The organism is Streptomyces sp. NPDC046716 (genome assembly GCF_040645755.1).
Taxonomy (GTDB): Bacteria; Actinomycetota; Actinomycetes; order Streptomycetales; family Streptomycetaceae; genus Streptomyces.
The window spans coordinates 14581-32709 of record NZ_JBEYYU010000036.1 but is presented as its reverse complement, the minus strand read 5'-3'; the positions used below and the strand labels follow the sequence as shown (position 1 = coordinate 32709).

The 18129-nt window shown below is 70.2% G+C and carries 20 protein-coding genes; 8 read left to right on the top strand and 12 right to left on the bottom strand.

Annotation, left to right across the window (positions count from 1 at the left end):
* The first annotated feature begins 153 nt into the window (after window positions 1–153).
* Complete coding sequence (locus ABZ930_RS25400; protein ID WP_361551910.1) at window positions 154–1002, top strand: MaoC/PaaZ C-terminal domain-containing protein; 849 nt, start codon at window positions 154–156, stop codon at window positions 1000–1002.
* On the opposite strand, the gene ABZ930_RS25395 is transcribed toward ABZ930_RS25400, so the two are convergent.
* The 4 genes from ABZ930_RS25395 to ABZ930_RS25380 form a co-directional block, all read right to left on the bottom strand.
* The gene (locus ABZ930_RS25395; protein ID WP_361552048.1) at window positions 991–1578 is read right to left on the bottom strand and encodes a helix-turn-helix domain-containing protein; all 588 of its coding nucleotides are present in this window, start codon (window positions 1576–1578) and stop codon (window positions 991–993) included. The two genes, ABZ930_RS25400 and ABZ930_RS25395, sit on opposite strands and share 12 nt — an antisense overlap.
* A 193-nt stretch (window positions 1579–1771) precedes the next feature.
* On the bottom strand, window positions 1772–3100 hold the full coding sequence (locus ABZ930_RS25390) for a dicarboxylate/amino acid:cation symporter (RefSeq protein WP_361551907.1): 1329 nt from the start codon (window positions 3098–3100) through the stop codon (window positions 1772–1774).
* A gap of 371 nt (window positions 3101–3471) precedes the next feature.
* A complete protein-coding gene (locus ABZ930_RS25385; RefSeq protein ID WP_361551904.1) occupies window positions 3472–3765 on the bottom strand; it encodes a DUF4229 domain-containing protein in 294 nt (97 codons plus the stop codon).
* 112 nt (window positions 3766–3877) lie between these two features.
* On the bottom strand, window positions 3878–4045 hold the full coding sequence (locus ABZ930_RS25380) for a hypothetical protein (RefSeq protein WP_361551901.1): 168 nt from the start codon (window positions 4043–4045) through the stop codon (window positions 3878–3880).
* Between the two features lie 193 nt (window positions 4046–4238).
* Between ABZ930_RS25380 and ABZ930_RS25375 the strand changes: the two genes are divergently transcribed.
* A complete protein-coding gene (locus ABZ930_RS25375; protein ID WP_361551898.1) occupies window positions 4239–4763 on the top strand; it encodes a GNAT family N-acetyltransferase in 525 nt (174 codons plus the stop codon).
* A gap of 114 nt (window positions 4764–4877) precedes the next feature.
* On the opposite strand, the gene mqnE is transcribed toward ABZ930_RS25375, so the two are convergent.
* From mqnE to ABZ930_RS25360, 3 genes are all read right to left on the bottom strand, one after another.
* The gene (gene mqnE, locus ABZ930_RS25370; RefSeq protein ID WP_361551895.1) at window positions 4878–6041 is read right to left on the bottom strand and encodes an aminofutalosine synthase MqnE; all 1164 of its coding nucleotides are present in this window, start codon (window positions 6039–6041) and stop codon (window positions 4878–4880) included.
* Between the two features lie 62 nt (window positions 6042–6103).
* The gene (locus ABZ930_RS25365) at window positions 6104–6559 is read right to left on the bottom strand and encodes an Lrp/AsnC family transcriptional regulator (protein WP_353944073.1); all 456 of its coding nucleotides are present in this window, start codon (window positions 6557–6559) and stop codon (window positions 6104–6106) included.
* 115 nt (window positions 6560–6674) lie between these two features.
* Window positions 6675–7355: a UbiX family flavin prenyltransferase gene (locus ABZ930_RS25360; RefSeq protein WP_361551892.1), complete on the bottom strand. Its 681-nt coding sequence runs from the start codon at window positions 7353–7355 to the stop codon at window positions 6675–6677.
* Window positions 7356–7452: 97 nt separating this feature from the next.
* On the opposite strand from ABZ930_RS25360, the gene ABZ930_RS25355 reads away from it, so the two are divergent.
* A complete protein-coding gene (locus tag ABZ930_RS25355; RefSeq protein ID WP_361551889.1) occupies window positions 7453–8073 on the top strand; it encodes a rhomboid family intramembrane serine protease in 621 nt (206 codons plus the stop codon).
* Between the two features lie 70 nt (window positions 8074–8143).
* Entirely contained in the window at window positions 8144–8899 is a 756-nt protein-coding gene (locus ABZ930_RS25350) for a hypothetical protein (protein WP_361551886.1), read from the top strand.
* Between the two features lie 42 nt (window positions 8900–8941).
* Here ABZ930_RS25350 and mqnP read toward each other — a convergent pair whose 3' ends face one another.
* The gene (mqnP, locus tag ABZ930_RS25345) at window positions 8942–9847 is read right to left on the bottom strand and encodes a menaquinone biosynthesis prenyltransferase MqnP (RefSeq protein WP_111665242.1); all 906 of its coding nucleotides are present in this window, start codon (window positions 9845–9847) and stop codon (window positions 8942–8944) included.
* Complete coding sequence (locus ABZ930_RS25340; protein WP_361551883.1) at window positions 9844–11298, bottom strand: menaquinone biosynthesis decarboxylase; 1455 nt, start codon at window positions 11296–11298, stop codon at window positions 9844–9846. The genes mqnP and ABZ930_RS25340 overlap by 4 nt, the downstream gene beginning before the upstream one ends.
* 88 nt (window positions 11299–11386) lie before the next feature.
* Here ABZ930_RS25340 and ABZ930_RS25335 point away from each other — a divergent pair, with 88 nt between their 5' ends.
* From ABZ930_RS25335 to ABZ930_RS25320, 4 genes are all read left to right on the top strand, one after another.
* Window positions 11387–11770 (top strand): PLD nuclease N-terminal domain-containing protein, encoded by a 384-nt coding sequence (locus ABZ930_RS25335; RefSeq protein WP_361551881.1) that lies wholly within the window; start codon window positions 11387–11389, stop codon window positions 11768–11770.
* Between the two features lie 88 nt (window positions 11771–11858).
* Window positions 11859–13247, top strand: coding sequence for a cytosine permease (locus tag ABZ930_RS25330; RefSeq protein WP_361551878.1), 1389 nt, complete (start codon window positions 11859–11861; stop codon window positions 13245–13247).
* A 14-nt stretch (window positions 13248–13261) separates the two neighbouring features.
* Window positions 13262–13711: a nucleoside deaminase gene (locus ABZ930_RS25325; protein WP_361551875.1), complete on the top strand. Its 450-nt coding sequence runs from the start codon at window positions 13262–13264 to the stop codon at window positions 13709–13711.
* A 190-nt stretch (window positions 13712–13901) separates the two neighbouring features.
* On the top strand, window positions 13902–14492 hold the full coding sequence (locus tag ABZ930_RS25320) for a TetR/AcrR family transcriptional regulator (protein ID WP_361551872.1): 591 nt from the start codon (window positions 13902–13904) through the stop codon (window positions 14490–14492).
* A 67-nt stretch (window positions 14493–14559) separates the two neighbouring features.
* Here ABZ930_RS25320 and ccsB read toward each other — a convergent pair whose 3' ends face one another.
* The 3 genes from ccsB to ABZ930_RS25305 are packed head-to-tail and all read right to left on the bottom strand — an operon-like array spanning window position 14560 to window position 18125.
* On the bottom strand, window positions 14560–15648 hold the full coding sequence (gene ccsB / locus ABZ930_RS25315; RefSeq protein ID WP_361551869.1) for a c-type cytochrome biogenesis protein CcsB: 1089 nt from the start codon (window positions 15646–15648) through the stop codon (window positions 14560–14562).
* Window positions 15645–17348 carry a cytochrome c biogenesis protein ResB gene (locus tag ABZ930_RS25310; RefSeq protein ID WP_361551866.1) on the bottom strand — a complete coding sequence of 568 codons (1704 nt, stop codon included), beginning with the start codon at window positions 17346–17348 and terminating at the stop codon, window positions 15645–15647. The genes ccsB and ABZ930_RS25310 overlap by 4 nt, the downstream gene beginning before the upstream one ends.
* A gap of 3 nt (window positions 17349–17351) precedes the next feature.
* Entirely contained in the window at window positions 17352–18125 is a 774-nt protein-coding gene (locus tag ABZ930_RS25305; RefSeq protein WP_361551863.1) for a cytochrome c biogenesis protein CcdA, read from the bottom strand.
* Window positions 18126–18129: the final 4 nt, after the last annotated feature.

Below are 18129 nucleotides of genomic sequence, written 5' to 3'. Positions count from 1 at the left end.
ACGCGGCCCCCACCGGCCCGCGGAGGACCGACGACCCGGGACGCGACCCCCACCGGCCCGCAACCGAACGACGACCCGACAGGGGCGCGGGGAACTGCGCGACCAGCCAGAACGACAGCCGCACTCAACCACCCACCCCAAGGACCCACCACCATGACCTCACCGCCACCCCTGCTCCCCCTCATGCTGCGCGGCGCCGTGCTCTCCCCCTTCAAGCGGCCCGGCAACACCACCACCCCACCGCCGGAGGCCACGTCCCGGATCACCGGGCTCCAGGTCCGCGCGGAGCACCTCACGGCGTACGAGCGCGTCTGCGCCTACCCCACCGGCCGCGCCGAACTCCCCGTCACCTACCCGCACGTCCTGGGCTTCCCGCTGGCCATGGGACTGATGTCGACCCGCGCGTTCCCGCTCCCGCTCCTGGGACTGGTGCACACCTCGATCGACATCACCCAGCAACGGGACCTGTCCCCCACCGGAACCCACGAACTGACCGTGAGCATCCCGGAGCTGCGCCCCCACCACCGCGGCACGGAGGCCGTCGTCGTCACCGCCCTGCGCCCCACGGGCGACACGGACAGGACGCCCGTATGGGAGTCGACCAGCACCTACCTCGCCCGGCACAGGACGGACACCCCGGCACCGGAGGAGCAAGAGAAGGCGGCGCCGCTCCCGGGCGGCACCGAGTGGCGCCTCGGGGGCGACCTCGGGCGGCGCTACGGCGCGGCGTCCGGCGACCGCAACCCCATCCACCTGCACCCGCTCACGGCCCGCGCCTTCGGCTTCCCGCGCGCCATCGCGCACGGCATGTGGACGGTGGCCCGGTGCCTGGCGGAGTTCGGGGCGCGCGGGCCCGTGCACGTACAGGCACGGTTCAGGGCGCCGGTGCTGCTGCCGGGCACGGTGACGTACGCGGCACGGGGACCGGCCTTCGAACTGCGGTCGGGCAAGGACGGCGACCGGGTCCATCTGACCGGCGAGGTCACCGCGCTACCGCGCTGACCAGCGCCGCCCGTCCATCAGATTGCCGAGCCCGGACCAGGCGAAGTTCATCAGGGTCGTCGCGGCCTCCCCGGCGGAGACGGACCGGTCGGCGTTGGCCCAGCCGGCCAGCGACTCGGCCGCGCCGACCAGCGCCTGGGCGAGCCCGGTGACCTCGCGCTCGGCGAGTTCGGGATCGCCGTGCGCCTCCCGGGCGGCCGCGGCGATCAGCGCCGTCACGAAGGCGACGATCTCGTCGCGCATCACACCGACCTCGGCCACGAACGGGTCTCCGCCCGACCGCGCCTGGCTGTGCAGCACCGCCCACCCGTCGGGATGCCCGGCGGTGTGCGCGAAGAAGGCGGTGAGCCCCTCCCAGAGCTGGCGGTCGGCGGTGGCGTCGGTGCGCACTCCGGCCCGCACGGCGGCGATCAGCGCGGCCGCCTCCCGCCGGATGCAGGCGGTGAACAGCTCTTCCTTCGAGTTCAGGTAGAGGTACACCAAGGGCTTGGAGACCCCCGCCAGTTCGGCGATCTCGTCCATCGAGGCCGCCCGGTAACCGCGCTCGCCGAACACCCGCACCGCGGCGTCCATCATCTGCCGCTCACGCTCGGCCCGCGGCAACCGCTTCTGCCGCGCCGCCGCCTCGGCCCTGCCGTCGCCGCCCACCCCAGCCGCCTTTCCCCGTGCTCCGTTCAGCGCTCAGCCTACGTCCGCACACGACCGTGCCCCGCCCCGGGAAGTCCGGGGCGGGGCACGGTGCGGCGGGTGGTACGAGCCGGGGGACGCGTCAGGCGGCGACAGCCACCCTCTGCGGCTCGTCCACCGGGGACGAGGTCGCGCGGTCGTAGGCCTCGCGGTCCAGGATGTTCTCCCGGGCGGAGACGATCACCGGGACCAGCGCCTGGCCCGCGACGTTCGTCGCCGTCCTCATCATGTCGAGGATCGGGTCGATCGCGAGGAGCAGGCCGACGCCCTCCATCGGCAGGCCCAGCGTCGACAGGGTCAGGGTCAGCATGACCGTGGCGCCCGTCAGACCGGCCGTCGCGGCGGAACCGACCACCGAGACGAAGGCGATGAGCAGGTAGTCACCGACACCGAGCTGGATGTCGAAGATCTGCGCGACGAAGATCGCGGCGATCGCCGGGTAGATCGCGGCGCAGCCGTCCATCTTGGTGGTGGCGCCGAACGGGACGGAGAAGGACGCGTACTCCTTCGGGACGCCGAGGCGCTCGGTGACCTTCTGGGTGAGCGGCATGGTGCCGACCGAGGAGCGGGAGACGAAGGCCAGCTGGATGGCGGGCCAGGCGCCCTTGAAGAACTGGACCGGGTTCAGCTTGGCGACGAACGCGAGCAGCAGCGGGTAGACGCCGAAGAGGACCAGGGCGCAGCCGACGTAGATGTCCGCGGTGAAGGTCGCGTACTTGCTGATGAGGTCCCAGCCGTAGGTGGCGATCGCGTAGCCGATGAGGCCGACGGTGCCCAGCGGGGCCAGCTTGATGACCCACCACAGGGCCTTCTGGAGGAGTTCGAGGATCGACTCCGACAGGGTCAGGATCGGCTTGGCCTTCTCGCCGATCTGGAGGATCGCGATACCGGCGACGGCGGCCATGAAGACGATCTGCAGGACGTTCAGCTCGGTGAACGGGGTGATGACGTCGGTCGGGACGATGCCCGTGAGGAAGTCGATCCAGGAACCCGCGTGCTCCGGCTTGCCGCCGTCCTTCGGGGTCAGGCCGGTGCCCGAGCCGGGGTTGGTGACCAGGCCGATGACGAGGCCGATGGCGACCGCGATCAGCGACGTGATCATGAACCAGAGCAGGGTGCGGGACGCGAGGCGCGCGGCGTTGTTGACCTTGCGCAGGTTGGTGATCGACACCAGGATCGCGAAGAAGACGAGCGGGGCGACGGCCAGCTTCAGGAGCTGGATGAAGATGCCGCCGATCTTGTCGAGCGTGGTGACGAGCCAGGAGATGTCCTGGCTGCGGGCCAGCCAGCCGAGCAGCACACCGAGGACGAGACCGCCCACGATCTGCGCCCAGAACGGGACCTTCGGTATACGGAAGCCGGACTTCGGGGAGGCCGGCTTCGCGTCGGCGGGGGTGGTGTTCGCGGACACGGAAGCACTCCAGTGATGACACGCGGGGACAAGGCGGGATGTGCGGGACGTACGGGAGCGGCGACCGCGGGATGAGGTCAACGGCGCCGCTGCATCGGGATGGTCGCGTCAGAGGCGACAGGCCGCGGACATGCAGCGGCAGAGATCGACATGCAGGCGCGCCACGAGCGGAACGCTCATGGCTGTGCGGTGCGCGGCTGATGTCTTCATGTCAGGAACGTTAACACCAGCGCTTTGGGAACATCAAAGGGGTTCTTTGGGGAGAACGCGAAGCTCGTATGCCCCTTAAGCCGTATTTACCTTGAAATCACAGGCGACCCCGGCACCTGTGCGGTGCCGGGGTCGGGGAGTGCTGTGACGTAACTTACGGCTCAGGCTTTGTGGGCGCGGGCCGCGTCGTCGGCCTCGTCCTCCATGGTGCGGCTGGCCTCCATGTTCGCCTTCGCGCGGTCCACGCGGGCGACGATCTTCTCGGAGGCGCGGTCGCGCTCCTTGCGCAGCAGTACGAAGCTGAGCGGCGCGGAGATCACCAGGGAGAGCAGGATGATCCAGAGGTAGTTCGAGCCGCCCAGGCCGCGCGGGACGATGCCGGTGGCGACGAGACCCCAGACGACGAGGAAGCAGCCCACGAAGACCCCGAGGCGCATCAGCGTGTAGCGGAGCATGTCAATCCACTCTTCCGTTCCGAAAAGGTCCTCTTACAGGACGAGCGCTCCTCCAGTGAAGCACGCGGAGGAGCGCTCGAAGTCGGCGGGGGCGCGGACCGCCCGGATCGGTTCAGATCAGCCGGCGGTTCCCGCGGACGAGCGGCAGCCGGGCCCAGGCCCCGCCGAGACCGAAGTAGCCGCCCGCGCCGGTGGCCGCGGTGATCAGCAGCACGAGGGCGATCATCCAGTGGTCGTCCAGGAAGGGGTTGGTGCCGGGCCACAGGGTGACGAGCCACATGAAGGGCCGGCCATGAAGAGGGTGTCGAGCCACCAGGTTCCGGCGACCGGGTCAAACCGAGCGGACGACGACGCCGTCCTGGCTGCCCGCGTGACGGCGGCGCGGGGTGCGGGCGGCTCCGGCGCTCTGACGTTCTCCTACGGCCCAAGGTCCCGGACCGGGCGCCCGAAAGTCACCCTTTAGGCTCGATCGCATGTCCCTGCGCTTCGAACTCGATCCGTCCGTCACCCCTGACCTGCGCGACGGCGTGCTCGCGCTGTGGGCGGACGTCTCGAACGCGGGCGGGGCCGTCGGCTTCGTCCCCCCGGTGACCGCCGCCGACGTCCGGCCCGAGCTGGTGCGGCATCTCGCCGGGATGGCGGAGGGGCGGGTGCGGTTGCTGGTCGGGCGGGACGCGCGGGGGGATGTGGCAGCGACGGCGTTCCTGGCCTTCAATCAGCACCGCCTGATGCGGCATCACCTGTGGCTCTACACGGTGATGGTCCACCCCGCCCACCAGGGCAAGGGGTACGGCCGGGCGCTGATGGCCTCCGCGCAGGAGGCGGCGCTCGGCTTCGACGGCATCGAGGCGCTGCGGCTCACGTGCCGGGGCGGTACGGGTGCCGATGTCTTCTACTCGGCGTGCGGCTACAAGGAGGTCGGGCGCATACCCGGCGCGATCCGTGTCGCCCCGGGCGACGACCGCGACGACATCCACATGATGCTGCCGCTGCTGTGACGGCCGGTGGCCGCTTCTCGCGCCCCTGAAGCGAGCGGAGCTCGCATCCAGGGGCGCGGGGAACTGCGCGACCGGCCACGACGCGAGCCGCACTCGACAACGCGCCGAAAAAACTCAGACCCGCATCGGCTGCGGCTCATCCCGGCGGGCCGGATCGGCGCCCTCGTACTCGCGGATGATCTCGTAGCGCGTATTGCGCTCGACGGGCCGGAACCCGGCGTCCCGGATGAGGTCCAGCAGGTCCTCGCGGGTCAGCTTGTTCGGCGTGCCGTAGTTGTCCGCGTCGTGCGTGATCTTGTACTCGACGACCGAGCCGTCCATGTCGTCGGCCCCGTGCTGGAGCGCGAGCTGCGTGGTGTGCAGGCCGTGCATGACCCAGAAGCACTTCACGTGCGGCACGTTGTCGAAGAGGAGGCGCGAGACCGCGAAGGTCTTCAGGGCCTCGGCGCCGGTCGCCATCGTCGTCCGCTCCTGAAGGCGGTTACGGACCTTGCCGTCCTTCATGTCGACGAAGTCGTGCTGGTAGCGCAGCGGGATGAAGACCTGGAAGCCGCCGGTCTCGTCCTGGAGCTCACGCAGGCGAAGCACGTGGTCGACGCGGTGCCGGGGCTCCTCGATGTGTCCGTACAGCATCGTCGAGGGGGTCTTGAGACCCTTCTCGTGCGCCAGGCGGTGGATGCGCGACCAGTCCTCCCAGTGGGTGTCGTGGTCGACGATGTGCTGGCGGATCTCCCAGTCGAAGATCTCGGCGCCGCCGCCGGTCAGCGACTCCAGACCGGCCTCGATCAGCTCGTCGAGGATCTCGGACGCGGAGAGGCCGGAGATCTTCTCGAAGTGGTGGATCTCGGTGGCCGTGAACGCCTTGAGGCCGACGTCCGGCAGGGCCTCCTTGAGGGCTTTCAGGGAGCGCGGGTAGTAGCGCCACGGAAGGTTCGGGTGCAGGCCGTTGACGATGTGCAGCTCGGTGAGGTTCTCCGACTCCATCGCCTTGGCCAGCTTGACGGCCTCCTCGATGCGCATCGTGTACGCGTCCTTCTCGCCCGGCTTGCGCTGGAACGAGCAGTAGGCGCAGGAGGCGGTGCACACGTTCGTCATGTTGAGGTGACGGTTCACGTTGAAGTGCACGACGTCGCCGTTCTTGCGCGTGCGCACCTCGTGGGCGAGGCCGCCGAGCCAGGCCAGGTCGTCCGATTCGTAGAGCGCGATGCCGTCCTCACGGGACAGCCGCTCCCCGTCCGCGACCTTCTGCTCCAGCTCGCGCTTGAGCCCTGCGTCCATGCCCGTACCTCTCCTCAATCAAAAACTCCGCCCACCGTACGCCCCCGCTCCGACGGGGCCGCTCACGCCTCTTCGGGAAGCTCCCCGACCCGGTTCTCCCACTTGGTGGACAGCACGATCGTCGTGCGGGTGCGGGAGACGCCCTTGGTGCCGCTGAGCCGGCGGATGGTCCGCTCCAGGCCGTCGACGTCGCTGGCCCGCACCTTGAGCATGTACGAGTCGTCGCCCGCGATGAACCAGCAGTCCTCGATCTCGTGCAGGTCCTTCAGGCGCTGGGCCACGTCCTCGTGGTCGGTGGCGTCGGAGAGCGAGATGCCGATGAGCGCGGTGACGCCCAGGCCGAGCGAGGCCGAGTCGACGGTGGCGCGGTAGCCGGTGATGACGCCGGCCGCCTCCAGGCGGTTGATGCGGTCCGTGACGCTCGGCCCGGACAGGCCGACGAGACGGCCCAACTCCGCATACGAGGCGCGGCCGTTCTCGCGCAGGGCCTGGATGAGCTGCCTGTCCACGGCGTCCATAGGTCCAAAGCCTTTCATTATTCAGCGGTAACGCGAGTTTACGTGTGAAATCCAAGGCTGGAAGGGAAAACGCCCAGCAAGTTCTAAAGTTCAGCCGAGATGAGGGCCTCCCCCGCTAGTCCTCGCGGGAGCCTCCGCCCAGCTCTCCCTCCCAGCGGCGGAACAGCGTGTGCGGCACTCCCGCGGCGTCCAGCGTCCGCCCGGCGACGAAGTCCACCAGGTCCTGGATGTGTGTCGCCCCCGCGTAGAAGGCGGGTGCGGCGGGGAGCACGACCGCGCCCGCGTCGTCCAGGGTCACCAGGTGCCGGAGGGTCTGCCCGTTCAGCGGCGTCTCGCGCACGGTGAGGACCAGCGGCCGCCGCTCCTTCAGCGTCACACTGGCGACGCGCTGGAGCAGGTCCTTGGAGAGCCCGAGCGCGACCCCGGCCACGCACGCCGTCGAGGCGGGCACGATGATCATGCCCTTGACCGGGTACGACCCGGAGGACGGACCGGCCGCGAGATCACCCGCGGCCCAGTACCGCACGTCGCTCAGATCGAGGCCGGTGAAGGTCCCCGGCTTGCCGTCCGCGCCCCGCGCCAGCCATTCCCCCAGGTCCTCGCGCCAGTGCGCGTCCCGGAACGCGATACCGGTCTCGTCGAGCAGCGTGAGCCGCGACGCCCGCGAGACGACCAGGTCGACGGCCTCTCCGGCCCGCAGCAGGGCGCGCAGCACCGAAGCGGCGTACGGGGTTCCTGACGCGCCGGACACCCCGACGACCCAGGGTGTGCGGCTGGTTGCGTTGACGTGCTCCACACACCCGAGCCTATCCGGCATGCTCATGGGGGAACTTGACCAGGGGCCGCGGGCGTTGTGAGTCATGACGGGCGGGGTCCGGGGGGACGGGGCTGGGATGGCGTACGACGCACGGCAGGACAAGAAGTGGACCGCGGGCGACCGCGCGCTGGCGGCGGGCAAGGTGATGGTCGCCTGGGTGGCCCTGCTGTGGGTGCTCGAAGCGGTCGACGTGGCGTCCGGGCACGCCCTCGACACCTTCGGCATACAGCCGCGCGAGCCCTCCGAGCTGGTCGATGTGATCCCGGCGGCCTTCGTCCACTTCGGCTTCGCCCACGTCGCGGCGAACTCGGTGCCGCTGCTGGTCCTGGGCTTCGTCGCCGCGCTCCAGGGGCTGCGCCGCTTCTTCCTGGCCTGCGCGCTGATCATCGTCGCGGACGGTCTCGGGGTGTGGCTGGTGGCCCCCGGCCACACGAACACGGCGGGCGCGTCGGGCCTGATATTCGGCCTGTTCGGCTTCGTGCTGCTCAGCGGCTTCGTGGAGCGCCGGCCGCTCGGCATCGTGGTCGGCCTGCTGATCGCGGCGTACTGGGGCACGACCATCCTGGCGGGCCTCTCCCCGGCGAACGAGGGGGTCAGCTGGCAGGGCCACCTGATCGGCCTGATCGCGGGCGTGGGCGCGGCGTTCGCCCTGCGCAGACCGCCCCGGCCGCCCAGCGAGCTCCGGCCCACCGGCTGAGTACCCGGCCGGCCGCCGCTGAGTACCCGTACGCATGTGCCGCTCCTGCGGCGCGGCGCACCGTGGGGGCATGAAGCTCCGCTACCTGGTGGTGTGCGGCGTGGCGTCCGTCGTCGCGCTCGTCCTGGTCCACGTGCTCGGCGTACCGGCCGAGACACTGTTGCTCGCCGTCGGTGGCGCGCTGTGCCTGCTGTGGCTGGTGCTGCTGCTGACCGTTCCGTGGAACCTCTACTTCCGGGCCCGTTCCGTGGTGCACGAGGCGGGCGTCAGCCGGGAGAAGGGGCTCGCCGTCCCGGACGACCGGGACGCGGAGGCCGCCCGGATCGCGAAGGTCATGCTGCGCACGGCGATCGGCGCCCATCTGTTCACGGGCGCGGCCGCGGTGGCCGTCGCGCTGGCCACCGGCCGCGAAGCGGGCTACTGGCTCGCGGGCTGCTATCTGCTCAGTACGTTCTTCCGGCCGGCGGGCGCCTACTTCTCCGCGCTGCGCCGGCGGCTCGTCACCCTCGACCGCGAGGTGCGCCATCCGCGCGACGACATCGCCGCCGTGCGCAAGGAGGTCACGGACCTGAAGAACGGCACCCTGGCCCTGGAGCACATGGCGGAGGAGGCGTACAGCTCGCTCGCCCGGATCCACGAGGCGCTCGACGTGGTCGGCATCTCGGCGAACCAGCGCGCGGACCGCACCGACCAGCGCCTCGACGCGATGAGCCGGGAGTTCGAGTCGGTGGTGAACCGGCTGACGGACAACCAGGAGATCATCACCGGGCTCAAGGCGTTCCTGCGGCTGCTGCGAACGGACGGCGGCGCCGAGCAGGTGGTCTGACCGGCGCCGCACCTCAAGGGCCCGCCTCAAGGGCCCGGAGGGCTAGACCGTCAGCCCCCGCACCAGCAGATCGAGCAGCGCGCACACGAACAGGGCGATCCCGATGAAGCCGTTGACCTGGAAGAAGGCCCGGTTCAGGCGGGACAGGTCGTGCGGCTTGACGATGGTGTGCTCGTACAGGAACGCGGCGGCGACGATCACCAGGCCCAGCCAGAAGAAGGCGCCGGCGCCGGTCGCGAGCGCGTACCAGACGAACAGGGCCGTCACCACGGTGTGGCAGGCGCGGGCGCCCCAGATCGCGCCGGGGATGCCGAAGCGGGCGGGGACGGACTTCACGCCGACCTCGCGGTCGGTCTCCACGTCCTGGCAGGCGTAGATCAGGTCGAAGCCGCCGATCCAGATGCCGACCGCGAGACCGAGGATGACCGCGTCCCAGGACCAGGAGCCGGTGATCGCGATCCAGGCGCCGACGGGGCCCATCGCCTGGGCGAGGCCGAGGATGGCCTGCGGGAAGTTCGTGAACCGCTTGCCGTACGGGTAGACGACCATCGGGATCACGGCGATGGGGGCCAGCGCCAGGCAGAGCGGGTTCAGCAGGGCCGCCGCGCCCAGGAAGACGACGAGCGCGATCAGCGCGCCGGTCCACGCCGACTTCACCGAGACCGCGCCGGTGACCAGCTCGCGGTGGGCGGTGCGCGGGTTCCGGGCGTCGATCTCGCGGTCGATGATCCGGTTGGCGGCCATCGCGAACGTGCGCAGGCCGACCATGCAGATCGTCACCAGGAGCAGCCGCCCCCAGTGGATGTTCTTGTCCAGCTCGAACATCGCGGTCAGCGACGCGATGTAGGCGAAGGGCAGCGCGAACACCGAGTGCTCGATCATCACCAGGCGCAGGAACGCCCTGGTCCGGCCCGGCTGCTGCGGGATCGCTGCTGAGGCGCTGCTCACTTGAGTCCGTACTCCTTCCAGCGGCGGTCGACGAGCGCCGCCGTCCGGGGGTCGGAGACGACCATCTCGGGCCAGCCTCCGTCCCGTGTGTAGCCCTCCTCGGGCCACTTCCTCGTGGCGTCGATTCCGGCCTTGCCTCCCCAGAACTGCTGGTAGGAGGCGTGGTCGAGGTGGTCGACGGGCCCTTCGGTGATCATCAGGTCGCGGGCGTAGTCCGTGTTGCCCAGCGCCCGCCACGAGACTTCATGAAGATCGTGGACGTCGCAATCGGAGTCGACGACGACGATCAGCTTGGTCAGCGACATCATGTGCGCGCCCCAGACCGCGCTCATCACCTTCTGGGCGTGCTTGGGGTACTTCTTGTCGATCGAGACGATCGCGCAGTTGTGGAAGCCGCCCGACTCCGGCAGGTGGTAGTCGACGATGTCCGGGACGATCACCTTGAGCAGCGGCAGGAAGAAGCGCTCGGTGGCGCGGCCGAGCGGGCCGTCCTCGGTCGGCGGGCGGCCGACGACGATCGACTGGAGGAGCGGACGCTTCCGCATCGTCACGCAGTCGATCGTCAGGGCGGGGAACGGCTCCTGCGGCGTGTAGAAGCCGGTGTGGTCGCCGAAGGGGCCCTCGGGCAGCATCTCGCCCGGCTCCAGCCAGCCCTCGATGACGACCTCGGCGTTGGCCGGGACCTGGAGCGGGACGGTCTTGCAGTCGACCATCTCGACGCGCTTGCCCTGGATGAACCCGGCGAGCAGGTACTCGTCGATGTCGCCGGGCAGCGGCGCCGTCGACGCGTAGGTCACGGCGGGCGGGCAGCCGAAGGCGATGGCGACGGGCAGCTTCTCGCCGCGCTTGGCGGCGACCTGGTAGTGGTTGCGGCTGTCCTTGTGGATCTGCCAGTGCATGCCGATGGTGCGCTTGTCGTGGCGCTGGAGGCGGTACAGGCCGAGGTTGCGCACGCCGGACTCGGGGTCCTTGGTGTGGGTGAGCCCCAGGTTGAAGAAGGAGCCGCCGTCCTCGGGCCAGGTGAAGAGCGCGGGGAGCTTCTCCAGGTCGACGTCGTCGCCGGTGAGGACGACCTCCTGCACCGGGGCGTCCTTCACCTTCTTCGGCGGTACGTGCGTCATCGCGCCGAGCTTGCCGAACGCCTCGCGCATCCCGACGAAGCCCTGGGGCAGCTCGGGCTTGAGCAGGCCGCCGATCTTGTCGCTGATGTCGTCGTACGACTTCAGGTCGAGCGCCTTCAGGAGCCTGCGGTCGGTGCCGTAGACATTCATCGCGAGGGGCATCGCGGAGCCCTTCACGTTCTCGAAGAGCAGGGCCGGGCCGCCGGCCTTGTTCACCCGGTCGACGATCTCACCGACCTCCAGGTACGGGTCGACCTCGGCCTTGATGCGCTGCAGGTCGCCCTCGCGCTCCAGCGCCCGGAGCAGGGAGCGAAGATCGTCGTAAGCCATGCCGTCCAGTATCCGGCAACCGCTACCCTGGCCCGGTCACCGGGGGGCCGCATGGGCGCCCCATCGCATCTTGGGGGAAGCGCACACCATGCTCCGGGTCCTGATGTTCCTGATCCCGCTGGCCCTGACGATCTACGCGTTCATCGACTGCCTGAACACACCCGAGGACGAGGCGAAGCACCTGCCGAAGATCGCCTGGGTCTTCATCATCCTGCTGTTCTGGATCGTCGGTCCGATCGCGTGGCTGGCCGCGGGCAAGCAGCGCACGCCCCCGCAGGGCGGCCGCACCCCCTCGGAGTGGCACCGCAACCACCGCACCCAGTACGTGGCGCCCGACGACAACCCCGAGTTCCTCGCCTCCCTGCGCGAGGACAACAAGAAGGACGAGGCGCTGCTCAAGGACTGGGAGGCCGATCTGCGCCGCCGCGAGGAGGAGCTGCGGCGCCGTGAGGGCGAGCAGGGCACGGACTGACCCGCCGGGGCCCGGTGCGGTGCGGAATCGGCATCCCGCACACTGGAAGAGGAACCCCCTCCTCCGCACCTCGCCCCCGTAAAGGCCCATGTCCAGATCCCCGCACGTCCCCGACCAGAGCACGCCGCCCGAGAAGCGACTCGCCGTGGAGGAGCACGGGGCCGACCCCGTGCCGCCCGAGCGCCGGCACGGCTCGCCCCGCCAGCTGCTGTGGACCTGGGCCTCGCCCCAGGTCGGCTTCGCCACCGTCTTCATCGGGGTGCTCTCCGTCTCCGCGTTCGGCCTGAGCTTCTGGCCGGCCGTCGCCGCGCTGGTGCTCGGCGCCGGGCTCGGCTCGCTGGCGCACGGGGTGCTGTCGACGGACGGGCCGCGCTTCGGCGTCCCGCAGATGGTGATCGGGCGGCTGTCCTTCGGGTTCCGGGGCAACGCGCTGCCGTCCGCGGTGAACGCGTTCGTCTCCGGGGTCGGCTGGTTCGCCGTGAACACCGTCGGCGGCGCCTTCGCCCTGAACTCGCTGACCGGGCTCGCCCCGCTGCCGAGCCTGCTGATCCTCGTCGTCCTGGAAGTCGTCATCGGCTACGTCGGGCACGACCTGGTGCACCGGTTCGAGAAGTACGCGTTCCCCGTCCTCTGCGCGATCTTCCTGCTCGCCGGGGTGTGGGTCTTCCTGGACGCCGACCTGTCGGGCTCCGGCTCGGGCGGCGGCTTCGGCGGGTTCCTGCTCGCCTTCTCCGCCTGCTTCGGCTTCACCGCGGGCTGGAACCCGTGCGCCTCGGACTACGCCCGCTACCTCCCGGCGACCACCTCGCGCCGGGCCACCGCCTGGTACGCGGGGCTCGGCCTGTTCGTCTCGGTCTCCGTCGTCTCCGTGATCGGCGCGGCCTCCGCCACGCTCGCCGCGCCCGCCGGCGCCTCCCCCACCGACGCCTTCACCGGGCAGCTCCCCGACTGGCTCGGAAAGCTCACCCTCGTCGCGATCATCCTGGGCGCGATGGCGGCGGCCACCCTGAACGTCTACTCGGCGGCCGTCTCGCTGTCCTCCCTCGACCTGAAGCTGCCGCGGTGGCTGAACCGGGCGGCCCTGGTCGCCGTCGTCGGCGCGATCGGCACCGCCGCGGGCTGGGCCTCGCTCGCCGACGCCGGGCACGCCTTCGAGAACTTCCTGCTCGTCATCGCGTACTGGATCGCGCCCTGGCTCGGCGTCGTCCTGATGGAGCATCTGCTGCGCGCCCTGCCCGACACGACGCTCGCCGACCGCCTCCAGGACCGTACGTTCACGCAGGCCGGCGGACTGATCGCGCTGCTCGCCGGGGTCGCCGTGTCCGTGCCGCTGTTCTCCAACCAGACCCTGTTCGTCGGCTGGGTGCCCGACCGGTGGCCCGGCGTCGGCGACCTGACCTGCCCGGTCGGGTTCGTGCTCGGCGCCGGTCTCTACGCGCTCCTGCGCCGCCGCGACACCACCACCCCCTCTCTGTAGAAAGGCCGTACGTCATGGATCTCGATCTCGCCCGCACCTGGCTCGCCACCGCCGTCGAGGAGGCGAGGGCCGGACTCGCCGAGGGCGGCATTCCGATCGGCGCCGCGCTCTACTCCGCCGACGGCACCGTCCTCGGCCGCGGCCACAACCGCCGGGTGCAGGACGCCGATCCGTCGGTGCACGGGGAGACCGACGCGTTCCGCAACGCCGGACGCCAGCGCTCGTACAAGGGCACGACCATGGTCACGACGCTCTCGCCGTGCTGGTACTGCTCGGGCCTGGTGCGGCAGTTCGGCATCTCGCGGGTGATCGTCGGCGAGGCGCGCACCTTCCACGGCGGGCACGACTGGCTGGCCGAGCACGGCGTCGAGATCGTGCTGCTCGACGACGCCGAGTGCGTGGGCATGATGGAGGACTTCATCGCGGCCCGGCCCGAGCTCTGGAACGAGGACATCGGCGAGTAGCCCTGAAACGGGCCGCCGAACGGTCCCCCGCGCCGCTCGACGGCCCCGGCCGGGGTCGCCCCCGGCCCGCCCCCGGTCACGATCAGTGTGGCGCAGCACGCCCGCGAATTGGAGTGTCTTTCTAGATATTCACTTTAGAAACACATTCGGAGACCCGTCGTTGACATGGTGCTTTACGCTGACTGTCACCATGAGTCCCAAGCAACGACGTGGCGTGGAGACGGTCGAGCGCCTTCTCGACACGGCCCTCGCCGTGTATGCCGAGGCGGGCGAGACCGGTGTGACCGTCCAGGCCCTCACGAAGTCCAGCGGGGTGAGTCCGGGCAGCCTGTACCACCACTTCGGCAGCGTCGACGGGCTGATGAGCGCGCTGCTGCTGCGCTGGCTCGGCCGGCTGCTCGACGACGTGAGCACGGCCCTGACCCGGTCCCGGACGGCGCGCACCGGCATCCGCGCGGCCGTCCGTGCCTACCTCGCCTTCGTGGGCGAACACCCGGACGCCGCCCGGCTGGTGCACTCCTCCTTCGCGGACCGGCTGACGATGGCGCAGGCCCGGCAGCTGCGCGACAGCCAGGAGGCACGCCTGTCACCGCTGGCCGCCTGGCTGGAGCGGCAGATCGCGTCGGGTGAACTCGCCGATCTGCCCACGCCGTTGATCGAGAGCATGGTGCTCGGTCCGGTCGTCGGCGCCGCGCGCCGCTGGCTGTCCGTCGGCGACGTCGACCTCGCTCAGGCGGTGCGGATCCTGCCGGACCGGATCTGGCGGTCGGTGGAGCCCTGAGCGGCGCGGGCCGCGCACATGCGCAGAGGGCCGGTTCCCGAAGGAACCGGCCCTCTCGCTCGGGTGCTCAGACCCCGGCGTAGGAGTGCTTGCCGGAGACGAAGATGTTCACGCCGTAGTAGTTGAAGATCCAGCAGGCGAAGGCGATCAGCGCCAGGTAGGCGGCCTTGCGGCCCTTCCAGCCGGCCGTCGCGCGGGCGTGCAGGTAGCAGGCGTAGGCGACCCAGGTGATGAACGACCAGGTCTCCTTCGGGTCCCACTCCCAGTAGCGGCCCCAGGCGTCGCCGGCCCAGATCGCGCCCGCGATGATCGTGAACGTCCACAGCGGGAAGACCGCGGCGTTGATGCGGTAGGAGAACTTGTCCAGCGACGCGGAGGCGGGCAGCCGCTCCATGACCGAGGTGGCGAAGCGGCCGGGCGTGCCGCCGTTGACCAGCTTGTTCTCGTACGAGTCCTTGAAGAGGTAGAGCAGCGTGCCGACCGCGCCGACGTAGAAGACGGCGCCGCAGAAGATCGCCGTCGAGACGTGGATGTACAGCCAGTACGAGTGCAGCGCCGGGACCAGCTGGTCGCTCGCCGTGTACAGGACGGTGACCGCGAGGCCGAGGTCGAGCAGGACCGTGGTGATCAGCGGCAGGCCGAGCCAGCGGACGTTCTTCTTCAGCGCGAGCAGGACGAGGTACACGCCGACCGCGACGGTGGAGAAGGTGATGCTGAACTCGTACATGTTGCCCCACGGGGCGCGCTGCACGGACAGCGCGCGGGTGAGGACACCGGCGAACTCGATGAGGAAGGCGAGCGCGGTGAGCGACACGGCGATCCGGCCGTAGAGGTCGCCCTGCTCGTCGCCGCCGGAGGCGCCGGGGCCGTCCGGCACGTCGCCGCGGGAGCCGGAGGCGGCCCGGGTGACGACCTGCGGGCGCTCCAGGACGGCGGTGGAACCGTTCTTCTTGACCTGAACGGCCGGGGCGGCGGCCGTCTTCGCCGGCTTCTGGGCCGTCAGCGCGGCGGCGGCGCGGCCCGTCTTGCTGCGGCTGCCGAAGATCCACTCGGCCATGTTCGCGAAGAAGGCCAGCAGATAGACGGCCATCGACGAGTAGATGAGGACGTTACTGACTTGCGCCAGGTTCTCGTTGGTGGCGGCGGCGAGATTCACTTCTCAGCCCCTTCGGCGGCGGGAACAGCGGTGGTTTCGGAATTCTCTGGGGGTTCGGGCGCGGACGGCGCCTGTGCGTGCAGCTTGTCGACGAGCGCGCCCAGCTCCTCGGGGAGCTTCGCGGACTCGCTGCGGCCCAGGCCCGCCAGCTCGACGACGGTGACGCCGTCGTCGCCGGTGGTGGCCCGCACCCAGACGCGGCGGCGCTGGATGAACAGGGAGCCGACCAGTCCCGCGATGGCCGCGATGGCGCCGGTGAGGGCCCAGCCGGTGCCGGGCTGCTTCGCGATCTCGAAGGTGGCCCACTCCTGGACGCCCTTCTCGAAGGTGATCGAGCCTGCGCCGTTCGGCAGCTTCATGGTCTCGCCGGGCAGCAGCCGCTTCTTCAGCAGGTCGCCCTTGGAGTCCTCGAACTTCTTCATGTTCGTGGTGTCCAGCTGGTACACGTTCTGCGGCAGGCCCGAGTCGACGCCCAGGCTGCCGTGGTACGCGGAGAGCGCGAGCACGGGGAAGTCGAGCGCCGGGAACTGGGAGAACATGTCGCCCTTGCCGGAGCCGGCGAAGGTCGGCACGAAGAAGGCGTTGAAGCCGAGCTGCTCCTTCTTGCCGTCCTTGTCGCGGTAGCCGTCCATGATCTTGACGGCGCCGGTGGACGTCTGGTTGGAGTCGATCGGCAGCAGCGGCACCGGCGTGTGGTCGGAGACGATGTTGCCCTTGCCGTCGCGGACGGTGACCACGGGCGCGTAGCCGTGGCCGGAGAGGAAGATCTTGGTGCCGTTGATCTTCAGCGGCTCGTTGACCTTGATGGTCGCCTTCTTCTCCTTGCCGTCCGAGCCCTCGCTGTAGGTGACGTCGGCCTTGTACGTGCGCGCGGTGCCCTTGTTGGGGCCGCTGCGCTCGTACGTTCCCGTGAAGTCCTTGAGCGTGAAGCTGAAGGGTTCGAGGCCGGTGTCCTGGTCGAAGAGGTTGCCGGAGGAGAAGTCGTCGTACTGGGAGAGGGTGTTGGCGAAGCCGTCGCCCTCCAGGACCAGCTTGGTGCCGTCGGACTTGAAGAGCTGGCCGGTGGCGAAGCCGACCAGCATCACGATCAGCGCGATGTGGAAGATCAGGTTGCCGACCTCGCGCAGATAGCCCTTCTCGGCGGCGACGGCCGAGCCCGCGATGTGCGAGCGGTAGCGCCGCTTCCTCAGCATCGTGAGCGCGGCCGCGCGGACCTCGTCCGCGCCGGACTCGGTGCGCCAGGTCGCGTAGGCGGGCATCCGGTCGAGGCGCTTGGGGGCGCCCGGCGGGCGGCCGCGCAGCTGGCCGACGAACTGCCAGGTGCGCGGGATGATGCAGCCGATCAGCGAGACGAACAGCAGGATGTAGATCGCGGAGAACCACACCGAGCTGTAGACGTGGAAGAGGCCGAGCTTGTCGTAGACCGGCCCGAGGACGTCGTGGGCCTTCTTGAACGCGTCGACCTTCATCTGGTCGGTGCCGGCCTGCGGGATCAGCGAGCCGGGGATCGCGCCGAGCGAGAGCAGGAACAGCAGGATCAGCGCGACCCGCATCGAGGTCAGCTGCCGCCAGAACCAGCGGGCCCAGCCGACGACGCCGAACCGGGCGGTGCCGGGGGTGCGGTCCTCCTGCGGGGCCGTGCTGAGCTGGGCCGAGGCCTCCTGTTCAGAGGCCTCTTCGGGGGCGTTCGTGTTGCTCATGGATCAGATTCCCACCGTGAAGCCGTTGGACCAGATCTGCATCTGCTGGACGAGGGTGTCCCACGCGCCGGTCAGCAGGAGGACGCCGGTCAGGATCATCATGCCGCCGCCGATGCGCATCACCCAGGCGTAGTGCTTCTTGACCCAGCCGAAGGCGCCGAGCGCCTTGCGGAAGGCGATCGCGGCGAGCACGAAGGGGACGCCGAGGCCGACGCAGTACGCGACCATCAGCAGGGCGCCGCGGCCGGCGCTGCCCTGGCTCATGGCCAGGCCGCTCACCGCGCCGAGGGTCGGACCGATGCACGGGGTCCACCCGATGCCGAACAGCGCGCCCAGTATCGGCGCCCCGACGAGCCCGGTCACCGGCCGCTTGTGGAAGCGGAACTCGCGCTGGGTGAGCCAGGGCATGAGCCCGAGGAAGAAGACGCCCATGACGAGCATCAGGACGCCCAGCACCTTGGTGAGGACGTCCCGGTACTCCTGCAGCGTCTGGCCGAAGAACCCGAAGAGCGCGCCGCCGGAGACGAAGACCACGGTGAACCCGAGGACGAACAGGGCGGCGCCCGCGGCCATCCGCCCGCGCCTCGCCTCCATCAGGTCGGTGCCGCTGATCCCGGTGACGTAGGAGAGATAGCCGGGAACGAGCGGCAGGACGCACGGCGAGAAGAAGGAGACGAGCCCGCCGAGGACGGCGATCGGCAGGGCGAACACCAGGGCACCGTTCTCCACGGTGCCGCCGATTCCGTCAGCGGCGAGGGCGACGAGCGAGGAGGCCACCGCC

Bases quoted from the DNA above. Each gene is read 5' to 3' on its own strand.
- ABZ930_RS25400 (WP_361551910.1), top strand. From the start codon at position 154: ATGACCTCACCGCCACCCCTGCTCCCCCTCATGCTGCGCGGCGCCGTG.
- ABZ930_RS25395 (WP_361552048.1), bottom strand. From the start codon at position 1,578: ATGATGGACGCCGCGGTGCGGGTGTTCGGCGAGCGCGGTTACCGGGCG.
- ABZ930_RS25385 (WP_361551904.1), bottom strand. From the start codon at position 3,765: ATGCTCCGCTACACGCTGATGCGCCTCGGGGTCTTCGTGGGCTGCTTC.
- ABZ930_RS25380 (WP_361551901.1), bottom strand. From the start codon at position 4,045: ATGTGGCTCGTCACCCTGTGGCCCGGCACCAACCCCTTCCTGGACGAC.
- ABZ930_RS25375 (WP_361551898.1), top strand. From the start codon at position 4,239: ATGTCCCTGCGCTTCGAACTCGATCCGTCCGTCACCCCTGACCTGCGC.
- mqnE (WP_361551895.1), bottom strand. From the start codon at position 6,041: ATGGACGCAGGGCTCAAGCGCGAGCTGGAGCAGAAGGTCGCGGACGGG.
- ABZ930_RS25365 (WP_353944073.1), bottom strand. From the start codon at position 6,559: ATGGACGCCGTGGACAGGCAGCTCATCCAGGCCCTGCGCGAGAACGGC.
- ABZ930_RS25355 (WP_361551889.1), top strand. From the start codon at position 7,453: ATGGCGTACGACGCACGGCAGGACAAGAAGTGGACCGCGGGCGACCGC.
- ABZ930_RS25350 (WP_361551886.1), top strand. From the start codon at position 8,144: ATGAAGCTCCGCTACCTGGTGGTGTGCGGCGTGGCGTCCGTCGTCGCG.
- ABZ930_RS25340 (WP_361551883.1), bottom strand. From the start codon at position 11,298: ATGGCTTACGACGATCTTCGCTCCCTGCTCCGGGCGCTGGAGCGCGAG.
- ABZ930_RS25335 (WP_361551881.1), top strand. From the start codon at position 11,387: ATGCTCCGGGTCCTGATGTTCCTGATCCCGCTGGCCCTGACGATCTAC.
- ABZ930_RS25330 (WP_361551878.1), top strand. From the start codon at position 11,859: ATGTCCAGATCCCCGCACGTCCCCGACCAGAGCACGCCGCCCGAGAAG.
- ABZ930_RS25325 (WP_361551875.1), top strand. From the start codon at position 13,262: ATGGATCTCGATCTCGCCCGCACCTGGCTCGCCACCGCCGTCGAGGAG.
- ABZ930_RS25320 (WP_361551872.1), top strand. From the start codon at position 13,902: ATGAGTCCCAAGCAACGACGTGGCGTGGAGACGGTCGAGCGCCTTCTC.
- ABZ930_RS25310 (WP_361551866.1), bottom strand. From the start codon at position 17,348: ATGAGCAACACGAACGCCCCCGAAGAGGCCTCTGAACAGGAGGCCTCG.